Here is an 18,623-nt window from a genome sequence, read left to right as displayed (position 1 = left end):
CTGGCGGCAATCCGCCCAAAGTCGGTGCAATCCCGCGCCCGGGGGACGGCAGATGCAGCGCGGTGGCGGAATTCCCCCATCACCCTTGCTCAAAGCGCCAGTGATGGCTAAAGATTTCGCCCACAGGACGACCGCACGGGGATGATGGTCGCTCTGGTCAATTGGGATGGAACAAGGATCAGCGCGTGCGCACACGTCTGGCTATAAAGATACACTCGTTTCTGGAACATCGGTTTCCGGAACGCCGGGTGTTTTTGAAATCGGATGCAGATACCCGCTTTGTGCGGCTTCGACCGGAAACCCAGCTGATTGCCACCCTTGGCATGGTCCTGTTTGTCGCCTGGTCGATTGTCGCCACGGCTATTGTCTTGATGGACAGTATCGGATCTGGAAACTTCCGTGAACAGGCCAAGCGCGATCAGATGACCTATCGCGCCCGGTTGAATGATATTTCAGGCGAACGCGACAGCCGCGCCGAAGAGGCCCTCGCAGCCCAGGAGCGTTTTAACGCCGCTCTGGCGCAGATCTCGCTGATGCAGTCGGAACTGCTCACCTCTGAAACTCGGCGCCAGGAATTGGAAACCGGGATCGAAGTGATCCAAACCACCCTACGCCAGACCATGATCCAGCGCGACAATACCCGCGCCGAACTGGCCGCTCTGCGCCAGAATGCCGAGGCAGAGGGCGTCACACCACTGGTGGCGGGCGCCACACCTTTGCAAATGGATTTCCTGTCGACGGTACTGTCCGAAACCGCCAATGAGCGCGACCAGATCGAAGCCGATGCCAGGGCCGCCCTGGAACAGCGCGACGAAATAGAGCTGGAGCTGGAGCTGCTCAATGAGCGCAATGACCAGATTTTCCGCCAATTGGAAGAGGCGGTGACCGTCTCTGTCACCCCTCTGGACAAGATGTTCAGAAACGCAGGCATGCCACCAGATCGCATTCTGGAGCAGGTCCGGCGCGGCTATAGCGGTCAGGGCGGTCCGCTTACCCCTTTAGCCCTGTCCACCCGCGGTGAAGAACCCTCCGCGGAGGAGTTGCGCGCCAACAAGATTCTTGATCAGTTGGACCAGTTGAACCTCTATCGCATGGCGGCCCAGCAGGCCCCCTTTGCCAACCCGGTGAATTTGGGACTGGTACGCCGGTCTTCCGGCTTTGGCTATCGTCGCGACCCCAAGACCGGTGGCCGCCGCCTGCATAAAGGATCTGATTTTGCTGGCAGAACCGGCACAGATATCTACGCCACAGCCGATGGCACAGTCACCCACGCGGGCTGGCAATCCGGCTATGGCAAACTTGTTACCATTCAGCATGCCTTTGGGATTGAGACGAAATACGCTCATAACTCAAATCTGCGCGTCAAGGTTGGCCAAAGGGTCTCGCGCGGGGATCACATTGCTGATATGGGTAACACCGGACGGTCCACCGGGACCCACCTCCACTATGAGGTAAGGGTCAATGGCAAACCCGTAAACCCGATGATCTATATCAAGGCTGCAAGAAATGTTTTCTAAGAGCAAAATCAACGAGCCCGGACCAAAGCAGGCCGAAGCTACTCCAACAGCAGCACCTTCCGCTGCCGCGCCTGCTGCGCCCTCCGGCGATTACAAGCCCGCAGCGCCAAAGGCAAAACCGCCTGCGTCGCTGCTTAGCTCGGATCTGCATATCGCAGGTAACCTGAAAACCTCTGGCGATATCCAGGTTGAAGGCACCGTCGAAGGTGATATCCGCGCCCATTTGCTGACGGTTGGCGAAACCGCCACCATCAAGGGCGAAGTTGTTGCCGATGACGTTGTGGTCAATGGCCGCGTTGTTGGCCGTGTCCGTGGCCTGAAGGTACGTCTGACTGCCACTGCCCGCGTCGAAGGCGACATCATCCACAAGACCATCGCAATTGAAAGCGGCGCCCATTTTGAAGGCTCGGTCCAACGTCAGGATGACCCGCTGACCCCCGGTGGCAAAAAGGCAATGCCCGTCGGCACCGCTGCAGCTCCAACTGCAGCGCCAGCCGCCCCATCTGCCGCTGTCAAGGCCGCCACAAGCGCCGTCAAAGCCGAAGGCTAAGCCAAGGCGCGACCGGCTCTGACACAGAGACGATATAATAGAAATCAAAGGCACCGAAGCGCTCTTCGGTGCCTTTTTTGTGCCTGCGACAGCACAACCCAAGGCGGCAGTTGACCTTTACATTATCCATCCAGGTGCTAAGAACATCCCAATAATTTTGCGTAAAATTCTTTGAAATTTGGAGATTACAGATATGACAAAGTTCGTCATAAATGACCCTAGCGGCAATTGGACAGCAGATTTTCTCAACAGCGATGATTTTGCCAATCCCGTCCTGGCCTACCAAAGCACAACCACGCTGATCATCACCGGCAGCAATGGCGCGGCGATGACGCTGCGGGGGAACTTTTCCTCGAGCAGCCATTACCTGTGGACCTTCACTTCGGTTTCAGTCAGCGAATACGGTACGACCAAATACACTATCTCTGATTTTTCCCTTCGCTTCACGCAGCTGGATTCGCTGGGCAGCAGCTCCATGTTTTATGGCGACGACAGCATTATCTCCAACATGATGACGGGCAGTGTGTTTAGAACCTACGGCGGCAACGACACCATCGACGCATGCACCGGCAATGACAGCATCGACGGCGGCACGGGCACAGACCAGGTTCTTATTGCCGACAGATATGCCGATGCAGATATCTCGCAGGTGGGATCGCTGATCCAGGTGGATTCGGCTGATGGCCTTGATTTGCTCTATTCGGTTGAGCTGTTGAAATTCGAGGACAAAACCGTCGCTGTTCAAACCGGCACCTCCTATGCGAACACCCTGACCGGTGATCAGCAATCGTTGACCGCCGACGATCTCATCTTTGCCGGGGCAGGCAAAGATACCGTATCCGGCGGGACAGGCGATGACAGTATCCAGGGGGGCAGCGGTGCTGATCTGTTGCATGGCGATGACGGCACTGACCGATTGATTGGCGGGAATGGCTACGACACCCTGGAAGGTGGTCAGGGCAATGATGTGCTGTTTGGCAATCAGGGCGACGATTCTCTCGATGGCGGCGCTGGCCACGACTGGCTTCTGGGTGGCGATGGCACGGATAGGCTGTTTGGCGGCCAGGGGGCTGACCAACTGAAGGCCGGTTCTGGCAGTGATTTCCTCAATGGCGGCGGCGGCCGGGATAAGCTTTGGGGGGACGGTGGCAACGACACCCTGAAAGGCGGCTATGGCAACGACCGGCTTCAGGCCGGCGCAGGCAATGACAAGTTGTTCGGCAACGAGGGCACCGACCGGCTATTGGCTGGCGGCGGCAAGGATACGCTATTTGGCGACCAGGGGGATGACTGGCTGTTCGGCGGCACCGACAAAGATGTCCTTGTTGGCGGCGATGGCCAGGATCAGCTGTTTGGTGGCAATGGCGATGATACGCTGAACGGCCATCTCGGCGATGATCTGCTGTCCGGGGGCGCTGGCGCTGATCTCTTTGTCTTCCGCAGCGGGCACGGAAATGACACCATTTCCGACTTTGAACTCGGCCAGGACAAGATTGTCATCGGCCGCGGTGCATCTTGGTTCAAGCAGTTGGATTTTGCACAGCAGGGCGATGACGTTCTTGTCTCTTTCTCTGATGTGACAATTCTGGTTGAAGACATGACCCTGGCACAACTGCAAGACGCCGATAACTTCCTGCTGTGATCCTGGCCTGACAGGCCAGCCCCATGCGCGGCGATCCGCGCCAAAGGTGGCTGAGGTGCCGGGGAACCCCAAAATGAAAGCCGCGCCAAGGAAATCCTGGCGCGGCTTTGTCATTGCGTACCACCTGCCCCAGCTAGACGCTGGGCCGGGCCGGTGGTTTTGCCATCACTCGGTGGCGGTCACCTTCACCATCACATCGGGCTTGCCAACAACTGCGCCATTGGCCCCTGCGCCCAGCTTGATCGTATCGACAATATCCATGCCCTCGGTCACGGTGCCGACAACGGTGTATTGACCGTTGAGGAAATGCCCGGGCTTGAACATGATGAAGAACTGCGAGTTGGCGCTATTGGGGTTCTGCGAGCGCGCCATGCCAACAACGCCGCGATCAAAGGGCCGATCGGAGAATTCGGCAGGCAGATCAGGACGGTCGGACCCGCCCATGCCGGCACGCCCCATGTCGCCGCCCATCTTGCCGAATTCGACATCACCGGTCTGCGCCATAAAGCCATCGATAACACGGTGGAACACCACGCCATCATACTTGCCCTCAGAGGCAAGGGCGGTGATCTGCTCCACATGCTTGGGGGCGAGGTCCTCAAACAGGTCGATTTTCACCAGACCGTTGGCGCCTTCGCCCTCGATCTGAATTTCCAGCCCCGAGGCCAGCGCCGAGCTGGCAACCAGGGAAAAAACCGCGGCCAGCTTAAACATCGGCAGCCACCTTGACGCTGATCATCCGATCGGGATTCGCGGGCGGCTCTCCCTTGGTGATGGCGTCGACGTGCTCCATGCCCTCGATCACCCGGCCATAGACGGTATACTGACCGTTGAGGAAATGGTTATCCTTGAAGTTGATGAAGAACTGCGAGTTGGCCGAATCCGGGTTGGCGGAACGGGCAGCACCCAGGGTGCCACGGTCATGCGGCAGGCTGGAAAATTCGGCTGGCAGATTCGGGTGCTCGGACCCACCAGTGCCCGCCATGCGCAGGTTGAAACCATCTTCCATATCGCCATGGGCAACATCGCCGGTCTGCGCCATGAAACCATCGATAACACGGTGGAAACAAACATTGTCATATTCACCAGCGCGGGCCAGTTCCTTCATGCGTGCGGCATGTTTTGGAGCCACGTCCGCCAGCAGTTCGATGACAACATTGCCGTCTTTCAGCTCGACGATGACGGTGTTTTCTGGATCTTTGATCTCGGCCATGGGGCCCTCCTGTCGGTAAAATTTGCAACGATAGTTAAGCCGAGCGCCCGCAATTGCCAAGGGAGCATTGACTGATGGCTGAAAAGCGCTGAAACAACGGGGCAAAATCCCGTAATATCTGCACAGAGGAGCCTCTCATGGGCTGGAAAACACTGGACGACATGGACCTGGCTGGCAAAGGCGTACTGGTGCGCGTGGACATCAACGTCCCATTGGTTGATGGCGTGGTGACCGATTCCACCCGGATCCGCCGCATCGCCCCCACCGTGCGCGACATTCTTGCCGCTGGAGGCCGCCCGATCCTGCTGGCGCATTTTGGCCGCCCGGCAGGCGAACGTCGTGACAGCCTGTCGCTGAACCAGCTGGTGCCGACGCTGGAGCGCGCCTTTGAAACCAAGGTGCATTTTGCGACTGATTGCATCGGTCCCGCCGCCCGTGACGCCGTCAAGGCACAGCAGCCCGGCGAAGTGCTGCTGCTGGAAAATACCCGCTTTCACCCCGGCGAGACCAAGAACGACCCGAAGCTCGCCGCTGGCATGGCAGAGCTGGGCGATATCTACTGCAACGACGCCTTTTCCGCAGCCCATCGCGCCCATAGCTCTACCGAGGCGCTGGCACGGTTGCTGCCCGCCTGTGCCGGACGGCTGATGCAGGCTGAACTGCAAGCACTGGAAAGCGCCCTGGGGGCGCCAAAGCGCCCCGTCACTGCCGTGGTTGGTGGTGCCAAAGTCTCGACCAAACTGGAACTGCTGGGCAACCTGGTAGAGCAGGTGGATTATCTGATCATCGGCGGCGGCATGGCCAATACCTTTCTGGTGGCCAAGGGCGTGGCGGTTGGCAACTCGCTTGCCGAACATCAGATGACAGAGACTGCGCTGCAAATTCTTGCCAAAGCCAAGGCCAAGGGCTGCAAGATCATCCTGCCCAGCGATATTGTCGTCGCTGAAAAATTTGCCACCCATGCGCCACACCAGACACTGCCGGTGGACCAATGCCCCGAAGCGGGCATGATCCTGGATGCAGGCCCCGACAGCGTCAAAACCATCACCTCGATTTTTGAGCAGAGCAAAACCCTGATCTGGAACGGCCCGCTGGGGGCCTTTGAGCTGGAGCCCTTTGATGCCGCAACCAATGCTGCTGCGCTGAAGGCGGCCGAGCTGGCGCGGGCTGGTGCCCTGGTTGCTGTGGCAGGTGGTGGCGATACCGTTGCCGCGCTGAATGCCTCTGGGGCGGCGGCAGACTTTACCTATATCTCCACCGCAGGTGGTGCCTTTCTGGAATGGATGGAAGGCAAGGTGCTGCCCGGCGTCGCAGCCCTGGAGAGCTAGGCCCGAGTGGGGCAACAACTGGGGCCATCGATTGCGTGAAATGGCCCCTTTCCACCCCCAGCGCCCTGCCACCACACTGTTAGATATGGCCCCCTAGCTATGGCCCCTAGCTATGCGATTGACCGCAGGCAGCGGTGATAAGTTCTGCTGGGATGCCACGGACAGGTCAGGCCATCCCGCATTCAGGGTTGGCCGCCCCACCTCTTAACAAATCATTAACGGCAAATTTTCTATCCCCTTGTGGATAAAAGGGGATTCACAAACCGAATCACTTGTGCCATAAAGATTGCAGAGGCGGGAATAACCGGCCCAACACAGACTTGAGCAGTAACATACAGGCACTTCCATTGACCCGAAGCAGCACGCCTTCCATAGGTTCTTTTACCTTTTTTGTCGTTGCGTTTGCGCTGAGCGCATATTTCACCTTTGCCGCCGTGCAGGGGGATTTCGGGTTGTTCAGAAGAGTTGAGATTCAGGCCGAAGCCGATGGGCTTCGCCTGGATCTCGATCGCCTGAGCCTTGAAATCTCTGAAATAGAGAATCTTACCCACCGACTGTCGGATGACTACCTGGACCTTGATCTGCTGGATCAACAGGCCCGCTCCGTTCTGGGTATGCTGCGGTCTGACGAAATCGTCATTCGCTAATCTCACCTGTTATAGATGCCTGACATCGAAGCCATTGTACCCGGCTGTTGAACAGGCCTGCGCGTCATGCAACCATGCCGCCATGGATACCAGTATTGCAGCTGGCGGATCGGGCCTGTGGCCAATAATCAGCCCCCATGCGCTGAATTGACCGGGGGTAACAAAATGTCTCGCCAGCTGCGCCAATTTGAACTATGAATTAGTTTAACACTAAACTATCTAGCCTCAAAGGGGGAGCCCGCACCGATGGCAGCTAGGAAAAGCACAAAGAAACCAAACGTTTCTGCCGAAGAACTGACCAAGTATTATCGTGACATGCTTTTGATCCGTCGATTCGAGGAAAAGGCAGGCCAGCTCTATGGCATGGGCCTGATCGGCGGATTCTGTCACCTTTACATCGGGCAGGAAGCCGTCGTTGTCGGCCTGGAGGCCGCCGCCGAAGACGGCGACAAGCGCATCACCTCGTATCGCGATCACGGTCATATGCTGGCCTGCGGCATGGACCCAAACGGCGTCATGGCCGAACTGACCGGCCGCGAGGGCGGCTATTCCAAGGGCAAGGGCGGGTCGATGCATATGTTCTCGAAAGAGAAACATTTCTACGGTGGCCACGGCATCGTGGCGGCACAGGTGCCGCTGGGCGCCGGTCTGGCCTTTGCCGACAAGTATAAAGAAAACGGCCGCGTGACCTTTACCTATTTTGGCGATGGCGCCGCCAACCAGGGCCAGGTCTATGAGACCTTCAACATGGCCGCGATCTGGGATTTGCCGGTGGTTTTTGTGATTGAAAACAACCAATACGCCATGGGCACCGCGCAGGCGCGCTCAACCTCCACCCCGGATATCTATACCCGTGGCGCTGCCTTTGGCATCCCCGGTGAAGCCGTCGATGGCATGGATGTGCTGGCGGTCAAAGAGGCTAGCGAACGCGCGGTCGGGCACTGCCGGTCCGGCAAGGGGCCCTATATCCTGGAGGTCAAGACCTATCGCTATCGCGGCCATTCCATGTCCGACCCTGCCAAGTATCGCACCCGCGAGGAAGTGCAGAAAATGCGCAGCGAACGCGACCCGATCGAACAGGTCCGCGACCTGCTGCTGACTGGCAAACATGCCAGCGAGGAAGATCTGAAAGCGATCGACAAAGAAATCAAGGAAGTGGTCAACCAGTCCGCTGAATTTGCCCGCACCAGCCCGGAACCAGCGCTTGATGAGCTCTGGACCGATATTTACGCCTGAGGGGAAGAAATTAGATATGGCAACTGAAATTCTGATGCCCGCCCTGTCGCCAACCATGGAAGAGGGCACCCTGGCCAAATGGCTGGTCAAAGAGGGTGACACCGTCAACTCTGGTGACATTCTGGCCGAGATCGAAACCGACAAGGCCACCATGGAGTTCGAGGCGGTTGATGAGGGGATCATCGGCAAGATCCTGATCAGCGACGGCTCTGAGGGGGTAAAGGTCAACACGCCCATCGCCGTACTGGTCGAAGAGGGCGAGAGCCTGGACGCCGCGCCTGCGGCGCAGGAAGAAGCGCCAACGGCCGGGGCACCTGCGGCGCCCGCAGCCGCCGTCGCTGCTGCCGCGCCCAAGCCGCAGCCCGAGGTGGACACCAGCCCCGACTGGCCCGAAGGCACAGAAGTGGTCAAGACCACCGTCCGCGAGGCCCTACGCGACGCCATGGCCGAGGAAATGCGCGGTAACGAAAACGTCTTTTTGATGGGCGAGGAAGTCGCCGAATATGAAGGCGCTTATAAGATCTCGCAGGGGCTGCTGGATGAATTTGGACCCAAGCGTGTCATCGACACGCCAATCACCGAACATGGGTTTGCGGGTATTGCCACCGGCGCGGCCTTTGCCGGGTTAAACCCGATTGTCGAGTTCATGACTTTCAACTTTGCCATGCAGGCCATTGATCAGATCATCAACTCTGCGGCCAAGACATTGTATATGTCCGGCGGTCAGATGGGCGCGCCCATGGTGTTTCGTGGCCCCAATGGCGCAGCCGCCCGCGTGGGGGCCCAGCACAGCCAGGACTATGCGGCCTGGTATATGCAGATCCCTGGCCTCAAGGTGGTGATGCCCTATTCGGCATCTGATGCAAAAGGCCTGCTGAAAACCGCCATCCGCGATGCCAACCCGGTGATCTTCCTGGAAAATGAAATCCTCTATGGGCGCTCGTTCGATGTGCCAAAGATGGATGATTTCACCGTGCCCTTTGGCAAGGCCAGGATCTGGCGTGAAGGCACGGATGCCACCATCGTCTCCTTTGGGATTGGCATGCACTATGCCCTGGAAGCCGCTGATAAGCTGGCAGAAGAAGGCATCTCTGCCGAGGTCATTGATCTGCGCACCCTGCGCCCGATGGATCTGCCCACGGTGATCAAATCGGTGATGAAGACCAACCGTCTGGTCACCGTCGAGGAAGGCTGGCCACAGGGATCTGTCGGCAGTTACATCGCCTCAGAGGTGATGCAGCAGGCGTTTGATTACCTTGATGCGCCGGTGGTGACCTGCACCGGCAAGGATGTACCCATGCCCTATGCGGCAAACCTCGAACGCCACGCGCTGATCACCACCGATGAAGTGGTCGCAGCCGTGAAACAAGTGACCTACCGGTAAGGAGCGCGAGAAGCATGCCCACAGAAATCCTGATGCCCGCACTCTCCCCCACCATGGAGGAAGGCACCCTGGCGAAATGGCTGGTCAAAGAAGGCGATACCGTGTCGTCTGGTGATCTCATTGCCGAAATCGAGACGGACAAGGCCACCATGGAGTTTGAAGCCGTCGACGAAGGTGTCGTTGGCAAGATCCTCATTGCCGAAGGCTCCGAAGGCGTGAAAGTCAACACGCCCATTGCGGTGCTGCTGGAAGAGGGCGAAAGCGCCGATGATATTGGCACGACGCCGGCCAAGGCAACAGAGGCTGCGCCCGCAGCCGACGCGGGTAACAAAGCGGCCCCTGCGGTCGCTGCGGCGCCCGCTTCCCCTGCCCCGGCAGCCCCTGCTGCGGCAGATGGGACACGCATCTTTGCTTCGCCCCTGGCGCGACGCATCGCGGCCGACAAGGGCCTTGACCTGGCACAGCTCAGCGGCTCTGGCCCGCGTGGCCGCATCGTCAAAGCCGACGTAGAAACCGCCACATCGCCAGCCGCCCCCGCCGCCAAGGATGCCCCTGCTGCGGCAGCCGCCACGCCTGCTGGCCCGTCTGCCGATATGGTGGCCCGAATGTATGAAGGGCGCACCTATGAAGAGATTTCTCTCGACGGTATGCGCAAAACCATTGCTGCGCGCCTGACAGAGGCCAAGCAGACCGTGCCGCATTTCTACCTGCGCCGTGATATCCAGCTGGACGCGCTGCTAAAATTCCGCAGCCAGTTGAACAAACAGTTGGAAACCCGTGGCGTCAAACTTTCGGTCAATGACTTCATCATCAAGGCCGTGGCGCTGGCGCTACAGGCGGTGCCCGAGGCCAATGCCGTCTGGGCTGGCGATCGCGTGCTTCAGATGAAGGCATCGGATGTGGCCGTGGCCGTGGCGATCGAGGGCGGGCTTTTCACCCCCGTCTTGCAGGACAGCGAGATGAAATCCCTCTCGGCGCTCTCGGCCGAGATGAAAGACCTCGCCACCCGCGCCCGCGATCGCAAGCTGGCCCCGCATGAATATCAAGGCGGCAGCTTTGCGATTTCCAACCTCGGGATGTTTGGCATCGACAACTTTGACGCCATCGTCAATCCGCCCCACGCCGGCATTCTTGCCGTGGGCGCTGGCGCCAAGAAACCCGTTGTCGGCGCAGATGGTGAACTGAAGGTCGCCACGGTGATGAGCGTCACCATGTCGGTTGACCACCGGGTCATCGACGGTGCCTTGGGGGCCCAGTTGCTACAGGCGATTGTCGAAAACCTGGAAAACCCGATGGTCATGCTGGCCTAGCCCTCTGCCTGACCCTCTTTAAGCGTACAACAGACAGACCACCCGCAGGCTGCCCTGCGGGTGGTTTTTGTATAAATGAGTGATCGCCCGCCGAGAGCGGGTCGCGTTCATTCGCATTCAGGCGATACGCTCTCGTGTATTGATTTCGCATGTCGAATAGCTCAAAATCGGAAACCACTTTCTAGCGATATGCTCTAGATCCCGCCCCCGGCATAAGATCGCAGACATAAATCAGATATGAAAAAGGGGGCAGCAGCCCCCCTCTTCACAGGCAATGTGTCCCTACCCCGAACAGCGCGAAGGACACGCTGCTTGGCCGATCTTGAGACCTGGCTCATACCTATCTGGCCCATATCGACCTGGCGCGCCTAGGTGGCGTCTCGCTGTGCCGAAAGCACCTGATCCATACTGATCGAGGGTTGATCGCAGCCCGCTTCACCAACGATTCTGGCAGGCACACCCGCCACTGTCTTGCACGGGGGGACCTCTGACAGCACCACCGAACCTGCGGCGATCCGGCTGCAATGGCCGACGCGGATATTGCCCAGAACCTTGGCACCGGCGCCAATCAGCACCCCGTCTTCAATCTTGGGGTGGCGATCTTCTTCTTCTTTGCCGGTCCCGCCCAGGGTCACCGAATGCAGCATAGAAACATTATTGCCGACCACCGCAGTTTCACCAATGACGATAGAATGGGCATGGTCGATCATGATCCCCCGGCCAATTCTGGCCCCGGGGTGAATGTCGACGCCAAAGATTTCCGAAATACGCATCTGGAAAAAGAAGGCCAGGTCCTGATCGCCCTGCAACCACAGCCAATGCGCGATCCGGTAGGCCTGCACCGCCTGATAGCCCTTGAAATACAGGATAGGCTGCACCAGCCGATGGCAAGCGGGATCACGGTCATAGACCGCCATCAGATCAGCCCGCGCCGCCGCGATCAGATCCGGGTCCGAAGCATAGGCCGTCTCGACGACTTCACGCAGGATCACCATCGACATCTCGTTCGAGCATAGCTTGGCCGAAATGCGGTAAGACAGCGCTTTCTCTAGCGTTGGGTGGTGCAAAATACAGGCATGAATCAAGCCCCCCATCAGCGGCTGCTTGGCAACTGCCTCTTGGGCTTCGGTGGAAATCTGTTCCCAGACCGGGTCCAGCGGGGTTACGGCTGTGCGCGTCTTGATCATGATATGCTGTCCTTTTGTCACCCTTAGGTTTGCATTTAGGGCAGAAAAACCCAAGCGCAAACCCTTGATGGCAAAGATTTCAAAAATGAATATGTCGGGGCTGGGAAATCAAATGCCCCTAAGGGGGCGGTGCCAATGGTGCCCAAACCCGCTGCACAGGTGTTCAGTCTCACTGCGGCTGCGCAGGCGGCAAGCGGCGCTGCAGCTCTTGCAACGATATCATCAAGCAATTGATATAACACGGATCATCCCAAAACGGCTCTGTCGCGAGACGACAGCAGCGCCGCGCCACCGCGTCCAAAGAGCCATTGCCCCACTGCGGATGTAGATCGCCGGTGTGCGCCACATGGGCGGCGGCCAGGGCGGCGCGATCAAACAGATCCTGGCACAGGGCTTGGCGTTTTTCTGCTGAATGCGCCAGCAGGGCACGCGACAGGCTGCTCAGATCCTGCGGCAAAACGGGCAAGAGCACTGGCAGATGTTGTGATCGCGGCGCGGGCGGCACCTGGCCGCCCGCCTGGATTTCATGGATTTTCATTGGCACAGAATTCGTGAAACTGTTTCCCTCTGTCGAGCCGCATTAGCCAAGCGGTTGACGGCTGGCAAAGCCGGCACCGTAGCGGTCCGATAGCTGCGCAACCTCGATCAGATCCCCCTGCAGCGCCCCATCGGTGCTTTGCGCACTTTGGCTGTAGGTCCAGGCGACTGTATTCACCGTCTCTTCGCGCAGCACGGCAGAGCCGCGCAGCACCCGCAGCCGATAGGATTCTTGATTTTCACCTAGCGGGATTTCGGCCAGATCCCAGCTATCGCCTTCAATCCGGCTGCGCCGGATCCAGCTGACCGCGATATCTCCCCCCAGATCCCCCTGCAGCCGCAGATGCACCGGCGAATAGGGTCGCAGCCCGTTGCCATCAAAGGCCTCAAGCCGATGCAGATAGCTGGGGTCATCATAGCTGCGCCGCGCCGGGCCGATACGGTAATGCCGGGCAATACGGCGCTGCGTCAGCGACAGATCCACCTGATTGAAGCTGCCATCCAGCAGCACCACATATGACCCTTCGGGCCAGAGCGCAGGCATCAACCCATCGCTACCAAGCTGGCCGCGCAAACGCCCCCGCAGCATATAGGTGTCCGGTGCCACCAACTCTGCCTCGCAGAACTGAAAAATCTCCCAGTTGTCTGGGCTACCATCGCCGATGGCCACCGCATTCGCCCCATTGAGCACCGCCTCTTTATCGCGGCTCTGTAGCGTGCCGGAAATCAATTTGACCTGCAAATCCGCCCCCAGATCCCAACGCCCCGGGGCCGCCACGGCCAGCACCGTTTCGGTCAGACCAATTGTACTGCGGGCGGCGATGATCTGCTCCAGCTCATAGGCGGCATCGCTGCCCGAGCTATAGAGCGCCACACTGCCGGGCCAGGGATCGGCCGTTACCGCCAGATGCGGCGCATGCGGGACCTCCTCTCCCGTCAGCAGCGGCAGATCCAGAAACAGCGGCAAGACCGGCAGCGGCGGCTCGAATACCTGGCCCCTAGGCAGGGTCTCGGCAATGTCAGCGGGCTGGTAGACCTCTGGTTCGATTCGCACCGCCTCGACGGTCTGCGCCGTGGCCAGTTCCATCCGGTCAAGCCGGTAGCGCGCGCCCGGTAGCGCCGCTAGGTTCAGCTCGCCTTCCCCGGCTGACAGCGCATCAGCCGCCGCTTCGGGCGGCAAGGTGACAACATCCCCGACCCCCAGATGCAGCTGTGACGGCGGCAGTACAAAGCGGGCGGTGTCGCGGGCCACGCGGGATTCGGCCAGCCAACGCTGGACAATCTGCCCCGCCTCGCTCTGCGTCAGCACCAAGGAGAGCTCATGCGAGCTGATGGCATGGGTTTCCTCGTCCGGCAGGCTCGCCTCGACAGAGGCAGTATCATAGTTGCTGCCCCAGGCGATGTAGCGCAGGCGTACCCGCCCGGCCAGTTCGGCCTCGGCTTCGCGGCGCAGTTCCAGCGTACCGTCCAGCTCATCGCTGGCCACCAACCCCTGTTGCGACAGCGCAGAGACCTCGCTGCCCTGGCGCAGGCGGAACTCCAGCACCCCGTCGCGCTCGATACTGTCAAAGCTATAGCGCAGGCTCAGCGGTTGCAGCGCCGCGCGGGCCGGGGCAACCTCGCCCAGCCCATAGCCATGCACGATCCCATAGAGCTGGCTGACATCAATCCGATCCTGCCCGGAATTGCGGCAGATTTCTTCCACCACAGAGGCCAGACTGCGCTGCCCAGCGCGCCCGTTCAGCCAATGCCCGCGCAGATAGTTTGCACCGTCGCTCCAGATATCGCCGCGATTGGGAAAGGCGGGAAAGGGACGCGCATCCCAGGCCCAGACAAAGGCGTTGCTCATATCCAGCATCCGCCCCTCATATTCCGTTGAAAGCGGATTATGCGCCGCCTCACGCCAATACCCGATGAGGGCGCGCAGATATTGCAGCTGCATCAGATCATCGCGCTGGCCGTTGGAATATTTTGGCAGCTGCGATTCAGAGCTTTTGGGATCGAGAAACTTATTGGGCTGGTTCGCCCCCTTATCAATCGCGGCGCAGCCCAGTTCGGTGAACCAGATCGGTTTCTTTTGTGGCTGCCAGGGGCTGGGCACGGCCTGGCGCACCCCATCAATGCGATCATAGTGCTGATTGGACCACCAGTTCTTCAGATCCTTGTAGCGCCAGATCCAGGGTTCATCATGGGCACCGTCGGTGATCGGCGTGCGGATCTGGGCAGCTTCTGCTTCGGGGGAATGGTAGTACCAGTCATAGCCTTCCCCGCCTTCGACATTGGTTTGCAGATAGTCCAGATCATAGATGCTTTTGTTGCCCGCCACCCGGTCCAGATGACCCTGCCCCTCGCGCCAGTCCGACAACGGCATGTAATTGTCGATACCGATAAAATCGATGTTGTTGTCCGCCCAAAGCGGATCAAGGTGAAAGTACCTATTCCCATCAGGGCTTTGGTAGCCCCAATATTCCGACCAGTCCGCCGCATAGCTGATCTTGGCATTCGGCAGCAAGAGACGCACCTGCGCCGCAAGATCGCGCAGCGCGGCAACGGCGGGAAAGCCCGTCGCGCCACGGATCTGGGTCAGCCCGCGCATTTCGGAACTGATGCAAAAGGCCTCTACCCCCCCGGCGGCGGCACAGAGCGCCGCGTAATGCAGGATAAAGCGCCGCAGCCCCCAATCCACCGTGCCCGTATAGATAACCTGCCCAGCAGAGATGATGAAATCAGAGGCTGTGGCTCCGCCCATAAAGGCCGCGACCTCGGCCTCTGCATCAAGGGTCTGATCCGGGCTGCCCGGCTGTCCCGGTGCCTGCGACAGGGTAATACGCCCCCGCCAGGGCAGATGCGGCTGGCCTGTCTGCTGGCTCCAGGGATCTGGCAGGCTATTGCCTGTGGTCTGATCCATCAGGATAAAGGGGTAGAACATCACCCGCTTACCGGCCGCTTTCAGCGCCGCAATCGCCTCTATCACAGAGGCATCCGCCGGGGTCCCACCATAGAGCGAGCGGTCTTCGCTATCCTTGGGAACCAGCCCAGCACCTGCGCGGTTCACCCCGGAGACCTCCCATGGCATCGGCACGCCATCGGCCTGTTTCTGGTCCACCTTAGGTCTGATCTGACACTGGGCACAGCGCAGATCATTGCCAAACCAGGACACAATAAGCGAGGCCGCCTCGCAGGCGGGCAGCTCGCTGTTCAATGCAGCAAGAGAGGTGGCAAGATCGCTCTGCCCCGAGGCGCTGTGGCTATTGGCCCCCTTGGCGCGCCCCAGCCCAGCGCTATAGTGCACCCGCGTGGTGGCCAGGGCATATTCCCCGGTGCCCGGCATCAAGGCTACGCCTTTGATCAGCTGCCCCAGGTCCAGGTCATAATCGGGGCTGTCTGGCTGCTCTGGCCGTACCACTTCAAAGGAGAACTGCGGCACCCGGTTGCCAAAGCGCTCCAGCGCGATGTTTTCCATGACCACATAGGCGGTGCCGCGATAGGCCGGCACCGCGCCTGTACCTTCGACCACCTCCATCAGGGGATCTGGCAGCTGATCTGGGGTGCCGCGATAAACCGTCATGTTCAAATCTTGTGGCGAAATCTCTTCGCCATCGACCCAGACCCGTGGCACCGAAGCGATCTCGCCCACACAAAGCGCGATCGCCAGCGACACCGAATAGCTGTAGCGGGTGGTGGTGGGCTGGCGGGGTGCCCCCTTGCCACCGCCGCCAGTTGTCGTTGTGGTTTCCAGAAAATCGCTAGCCCAGATCACCTGGCCCCCAATGCGACTGCGGCCAAAGACCTGGGCGATGGGGGCACCCTGGACTGCCTCGGTCAGGCGAAACCGGTCCACCCGGCCCACCTCGACCGCTTCGGAACCAGCGCCAAGCAAGCGCTCATCTATAGCCCGCCCCAGGGTTGCGCCCACTGCGCGGCCAATGGCGACGCTGGACAGCCCCGCAACGCTGCCCCCAATAGAGCCGCCAATCGCCGCTCCGGCTGCAGAAAGAACAATGGTTGCCATCAGCTCAGCTCCTCAGGGTAGGTAAAACGCGCCACGATGCGGCGCTGCCAGGGGCCCGTCAGGGCGCTTTCCACCACGCCACGCCCCGAATAGGCGTGAATAAAGGCTGCTCCGCTGGGGGAACTGGCCTGACGGGATGGCACACGCGATTGCAGGCCAAGGTGTTTGGCCACCGCGCCTGCCCGCATCCGAAACAGCAACACATCCCCCAAGGCGGCCGCGTCCAAGGGTTTGGGGGTCAGGTAACGCAGCGCCGCCTGCCACAGACGCTCTTGCCCCTGGGGTTCTGACCAATCCAGTGAATAGGCCGGGGGTTTCGCGGGTTCCTGCCCATAGAGATCCCGCCACACCCCCCGGATAAGCCCCAGACAATCACAGCCCCCCCGGTAGCAGCTGGCCTGGTGCAGATAGGGCGTGCCCAGCCAGCGACGCGCTGCGGTGACTGCCCGCAGGTTGCCCTGCGGCGCAGGAAAGGCCGGGGCCTTGCTCTGGGCCGGGGCCGTCCTCAGGCTCTGCCGTGGTTGCTGCCATGTCATCTTCGGCTGCCCCCAGTATTGCGCCCGGTAGATTTGGGCACCGCCATCACCCAGTCTTCGCCGGGGATATCCGGAAAGCCCTGATAATTGAGCAGGTTGTTGAACTTCAACCGGCAGATCTGCATGGATTTGTCACAGCCCGCTTCTAGTCGCAGCTGATCCCCCGGGCGCAGCCCGCCCTGAAGCGGTTCGATCAGGGTGATCTCGCGCCCCGTTGCAACCACACGGTCCCGCTTGATACTGCCCCAAAGCCCCGCCGCCGCGCCGCTGATGACGCTCATCCGGCCGCCGGTGAACCAGCCCGGCTCAAACCCCTCTAGCGCCTGCCACCGCAGCGCCCCGCTTTCTGTCAGGGTTTCCAGCGCGCCTTGATAGGCATAGCCTGGCGTGGCGAGATCAAAGCGGCAGCTGCCATCGCCCAGAACCGCGGTACAGGGGGGCTGATAAATCCGCCCCAGCGGTTGGTTCAGCGCCTCGGTCAGGCCGCGCAGCTCTGCCTCAAAGGCACCACCTGCCCGCTGCAACTCTCCGATAGAGCCGCGAAACTGCAACCAACGCTGCGACACATCCTGCCAGTTGACCAGCCAGCACAGCAGATCCGCCCCATCAAAGCGCCCGGCGACGATATCCGCCTCTTGCAGCGCAGCATGGCTGAGCGCCCCCTGGGCTGCTGTATTGTCCACCGACAGGCCAGTGCTTTGCAGCAGGGCCCGCGCGCTGAGCCCACTGTCAGCGGCAAAATTCCAGCCATCAAAGGTCAGATCCTGATCATGGTCGGTAAAGCCAAAGCGCGTGCCATCGCGACGGGTCAGCCCCCAGCAACGCGCCAGCGTTGTGACCCCGGTTGCCACATGGGCCTGAAAATCCTTGCTCACCCCGCCCATCAGACCCGGACCTCGACCACTGGCACATTCGGTACATCGCCCGCCTGAAAAGAAGCAACGCTGGTCTGAATCCTGTCGGTGTCAAAGCGTACAGGCACATCGAATTCAAACCCGGCAACCACCTCAATTCCCGCTTCGGGCGGGTGGCTAAGGCTGATGGCACCGCTGCTGGGATCCAGCGTGAAATCAATATCTTCCTGTAGCTCTTCCTGGCCCAGCCCCAGGCGCAACGTGCCCGCCACAGGCTTGGCGATGGGGCGTTGGTACACCGTATTGCCAGAGCGATAGCTCTTGCTCAGCTGGAACTGGCTGGTCAGCCCATCACCCAGGCCAATGACCTGATCGCGAAAATCCGGGTCGGCGCTGGGGCGGGCCGATTTGTAATCGGACCAGTCCTTCCAGCGAAAGCCAAAAATCTGCCCCTGGCGCGCCTCGAAGAAGGCTATCAACACTTCGATATCATCCAGTGACCGCAGGCCCAGCCCGGCGTCATAGCGGCGTCTGGAATGGGCCCAGGGGGTGTTGCGCTCTTCAAAGCCATTGGCCAGCGTCACCACATCGGTGCGCCGCTCTGGCCCGCCGACAGAGCCAAAGCTCAGTGAAGCGGGAAAACGGATTTCATGAAAACTCATCTGACTGC

General features: G+C 60.1%; 16 protein-coding genes. 8 read left to right on the top strand and 8 right to left on the bottom strand.

Annotated features, from left to right (window positions below):
- The first annotated feature begins 185 nt into the window (after positions 1-185).
- From LRK71_RS07730 to LRK71_RS07720, 3 genes are all read left to right on the top strand, one after another.
- Entirely contained in the window at positions 186-1,517 is a 1,332-nt protein-coding gene (locus LRK71_RS07730) for a DUF5930 domain-containing protein (protein ID WP_232402363.1), read from the top strand.
- Complete coding sequence (locus LRK71_RS07725; RefSeq protein ID WP_232402360.1) at positions 1,507-2,067, top strand: bactofilin family protein; 561 nt, start codon at positions 1,507-1,509, stop codon at positions 2,065-2,067. The genes LRK71_RS07730 and LRK71_RS07725 overlap by 11 nt, the downstream gene beginning before the upstream one ends.
- Positions 2,068-2,260: 193 nt before the next feature.
- Positions 2,261-3,709: a calcium-binding protein gene (locus LRK71_RS07720; RefSeq protein ID WP_232402359.1), complete on the top strand. Its 1,449-nt coding sequence runs from the start codon at positions 2,261-2,263 to the stop codon at positions 3,707-3,709.
- A gap of 165 nt (positions 3,710-3,874) precedes the next feature.
- Here the strand turns inward: LRK71_RS07720 and LRK71_RS07715 are convergent, their stop codons facing one another.
- Both LRK71_RS07715 and LRK71_RS07710 read right to left on the bottom strand, forming a co-directional pair.
- Positions 3,875-4,423 carry a peptidylprolyl isomerase gene (locus LRK71_RS07715; RefSeq protein ID WP_232402356.1) on the bottom strand — a complete coding sequence of 183 codons (549 nt, stop codon included), beginning with the start codon at positions 4,421-4,423 and terminating at the stop codon, positions 3,875-3,877.
- On the bottom strand, positions 4,416-4,922 hold the full coding sequence (locus tag LRK71_RS07710) for a peptidylprolyl isomerase (protein ID WP_232402354.1): 507 nt from the start codon (positions 4,920-4,922) through the stop codon (positions 4,416-4,418). Before LRK71_RS07710 ends, LRK71_RS07715 begins: the two co-directional genes overlap by 8 nt.
- Before the next feature lie 137 nt (positions 4,923-5,059).
- On the opposite strand from LRK71_RS07710, the gene LRK71_RS07705 reads away from it, so the two are divergent.
- The 5 genes from LRK71_RS07705 (at position 5,060) to LRK71_RS07685 (ending at position 10,827) form a co-directional block, all read left to right on the top strand.
- Complete coding sequence (locus LRK71_RS07705) at positions 5,060-6,250, top strand: phosphoglycerate kinase (protein ID WP_232402352.1); 1,191 nt, start codon at positions 5,060-5,062, stop codon at positions 6,248-6,250.
- Between the two features lie 347 nt (positions 6,251-6,597).
- Positions 6,598-6,897 (top strand): FtsB family cell division protein, encoded by a 300-nt coding sequence (locus LRK71_RS07700; protein ID WP_232402350.1) that lies wholly within the window; start codon positions 6,598-6,600, stop codon positions 6,895-6,897.
- Between the two features lie 246 nt (positions 6,898-7,143).
- Complete coding sequence (pdhA, locus tag LRK71_RS07695; RefSeq protein ID WP_232402347.1) at positions 7,144-8,133, top strand: pyruvate dehydrogenase (acetyl-transferring) E1 component subunit alpha; 990 nt, start codon at positions 7,144-7,146, stop codon at positions 8,131-8,133.
- Between the two features lie 16 nt (positions 8,134-8,149).
- Positions 8,150-9,517: a pyruvate dehydrogenase complex E1 component subunit beta gene (locus tag LRK71_RS07690; RefSeq protein WP_232402345.1), complete on the top strand. Its 1,368-nt coding sequence runs from the start codon at positions 8,150-8,152 to the stop codon at positions 9,515-9,517.
- A gap of 14 nt (positions 9,518-9,531) precedes the next feature.
- A complete protein-coding gene (locus tag LRK71_RS07685) occupies positions 9,532-10,827 on the top strand; it encodes a pyruvate dehydrogenase complex dihydrolipoamide acetyltransferase (RefSeq protein ID WP_232402343.1) in 1,296 nt (431 codons plus the stop codon).
- A gap of 368 nt (positions 10,828-11,195) precedes the next feature.
- Here the strand turns inward: LRK71_RS07685 and cysE are convergent, their stop codons facing one another.
- From cysE to LRK71_RS07655, 6 genes are all read right to left on the bottom strand, one after another.
- Positions 11,196-12,014, bottom strand: a complete 819-nt coding sequence (gene cysE / locus LRK71_RS07680) for a serine O-acetyltransferase (protein WP_232402341.1) — start codon at positions 12,012-12,014, stop codon at positions 11,196-11,198.
- A 169-nt stretch (positions 12,015-12,183) separates the two neighbouring features.
- Positions 12,184-12,552, bottom strand: a complete 369-nt coding sequence (locus tag LRK71_RS07675) for a DUF7742 family protein (protein WP_232402338.1) — start codon at positions 12,550-12,552, stop codon at positions 12,184-12,186.
- Positions 12,553-12,594: 42 nt separating this feature from the next.
- On the bottom strand, positions 12,595-16,563 hold the full coding sequence (locus tag LRK71_RS07670) for a baseplate multidomain protein megatron (RefSeq protein WP_232402336.1): 3,969 nt from the start codon (positions 16,561-16,563) through the stop codon (positions 12,595-12,597).
- Entirely contained in the window at positions 16,563-17,099 is a 537-nt protein-coding gene (locus tag LRK71_RS07665) for a C40 family peptidase (RefSeq protein ID WP_232402335.1), read from the bottom strand. The genes LRK71_RS07670 and LRK71_RS07665 overlap by 1 nt, the downstream gene beginning before the upstream one ends.
- Positions 17,096-17,983 carry a DUF2163 domain-containing protein gene (locus tag LRK71_RS07660; RefSeq protein ID WP_232402332.1) on the bottom strand — a complete coding sequence of 296 codons (888 nt, stop codon included), beginning with the start codon at positions 17,981-17,983 and terminating at the stop codon, positions 17,096-17,098. Before LRK71_RS07660 ends, LRK71_RS07665 begins: the two co-directional genes overlap by 4 nt.
- On the bottom strand, positions 17,983-18,615 hold the full coding sequence (locus tag LRK71_RS07655) for a DUF2460 domain-containing protein (RefSeq protein ID WP_232402331.1): 633 nt from the start codon (positions 18,613-18,615) through the stop codon (positions 17,983-17,985). The genes LRK71_RS07660 and LRK71_RS07655 overlap by 1 nt, the downstream gene beginning before the upstream one ends.
- Positions 18,616-18,623 lie beyond the last annotated feature (8 nt).

The organism is Pseudophaeobacter flagellatus (assembly GCF_021228235.1).
GTDB lineage: Bacteria > Pseudomonadota > Alphaproteobacteria > Rhodobacterales > Rhodobacteraceae > Pseudophaeobacter > Pseudophaeobacter flagellatus.
This window is presented reverse-complemented; position numbering and strand designations above follow the sequence as displayed.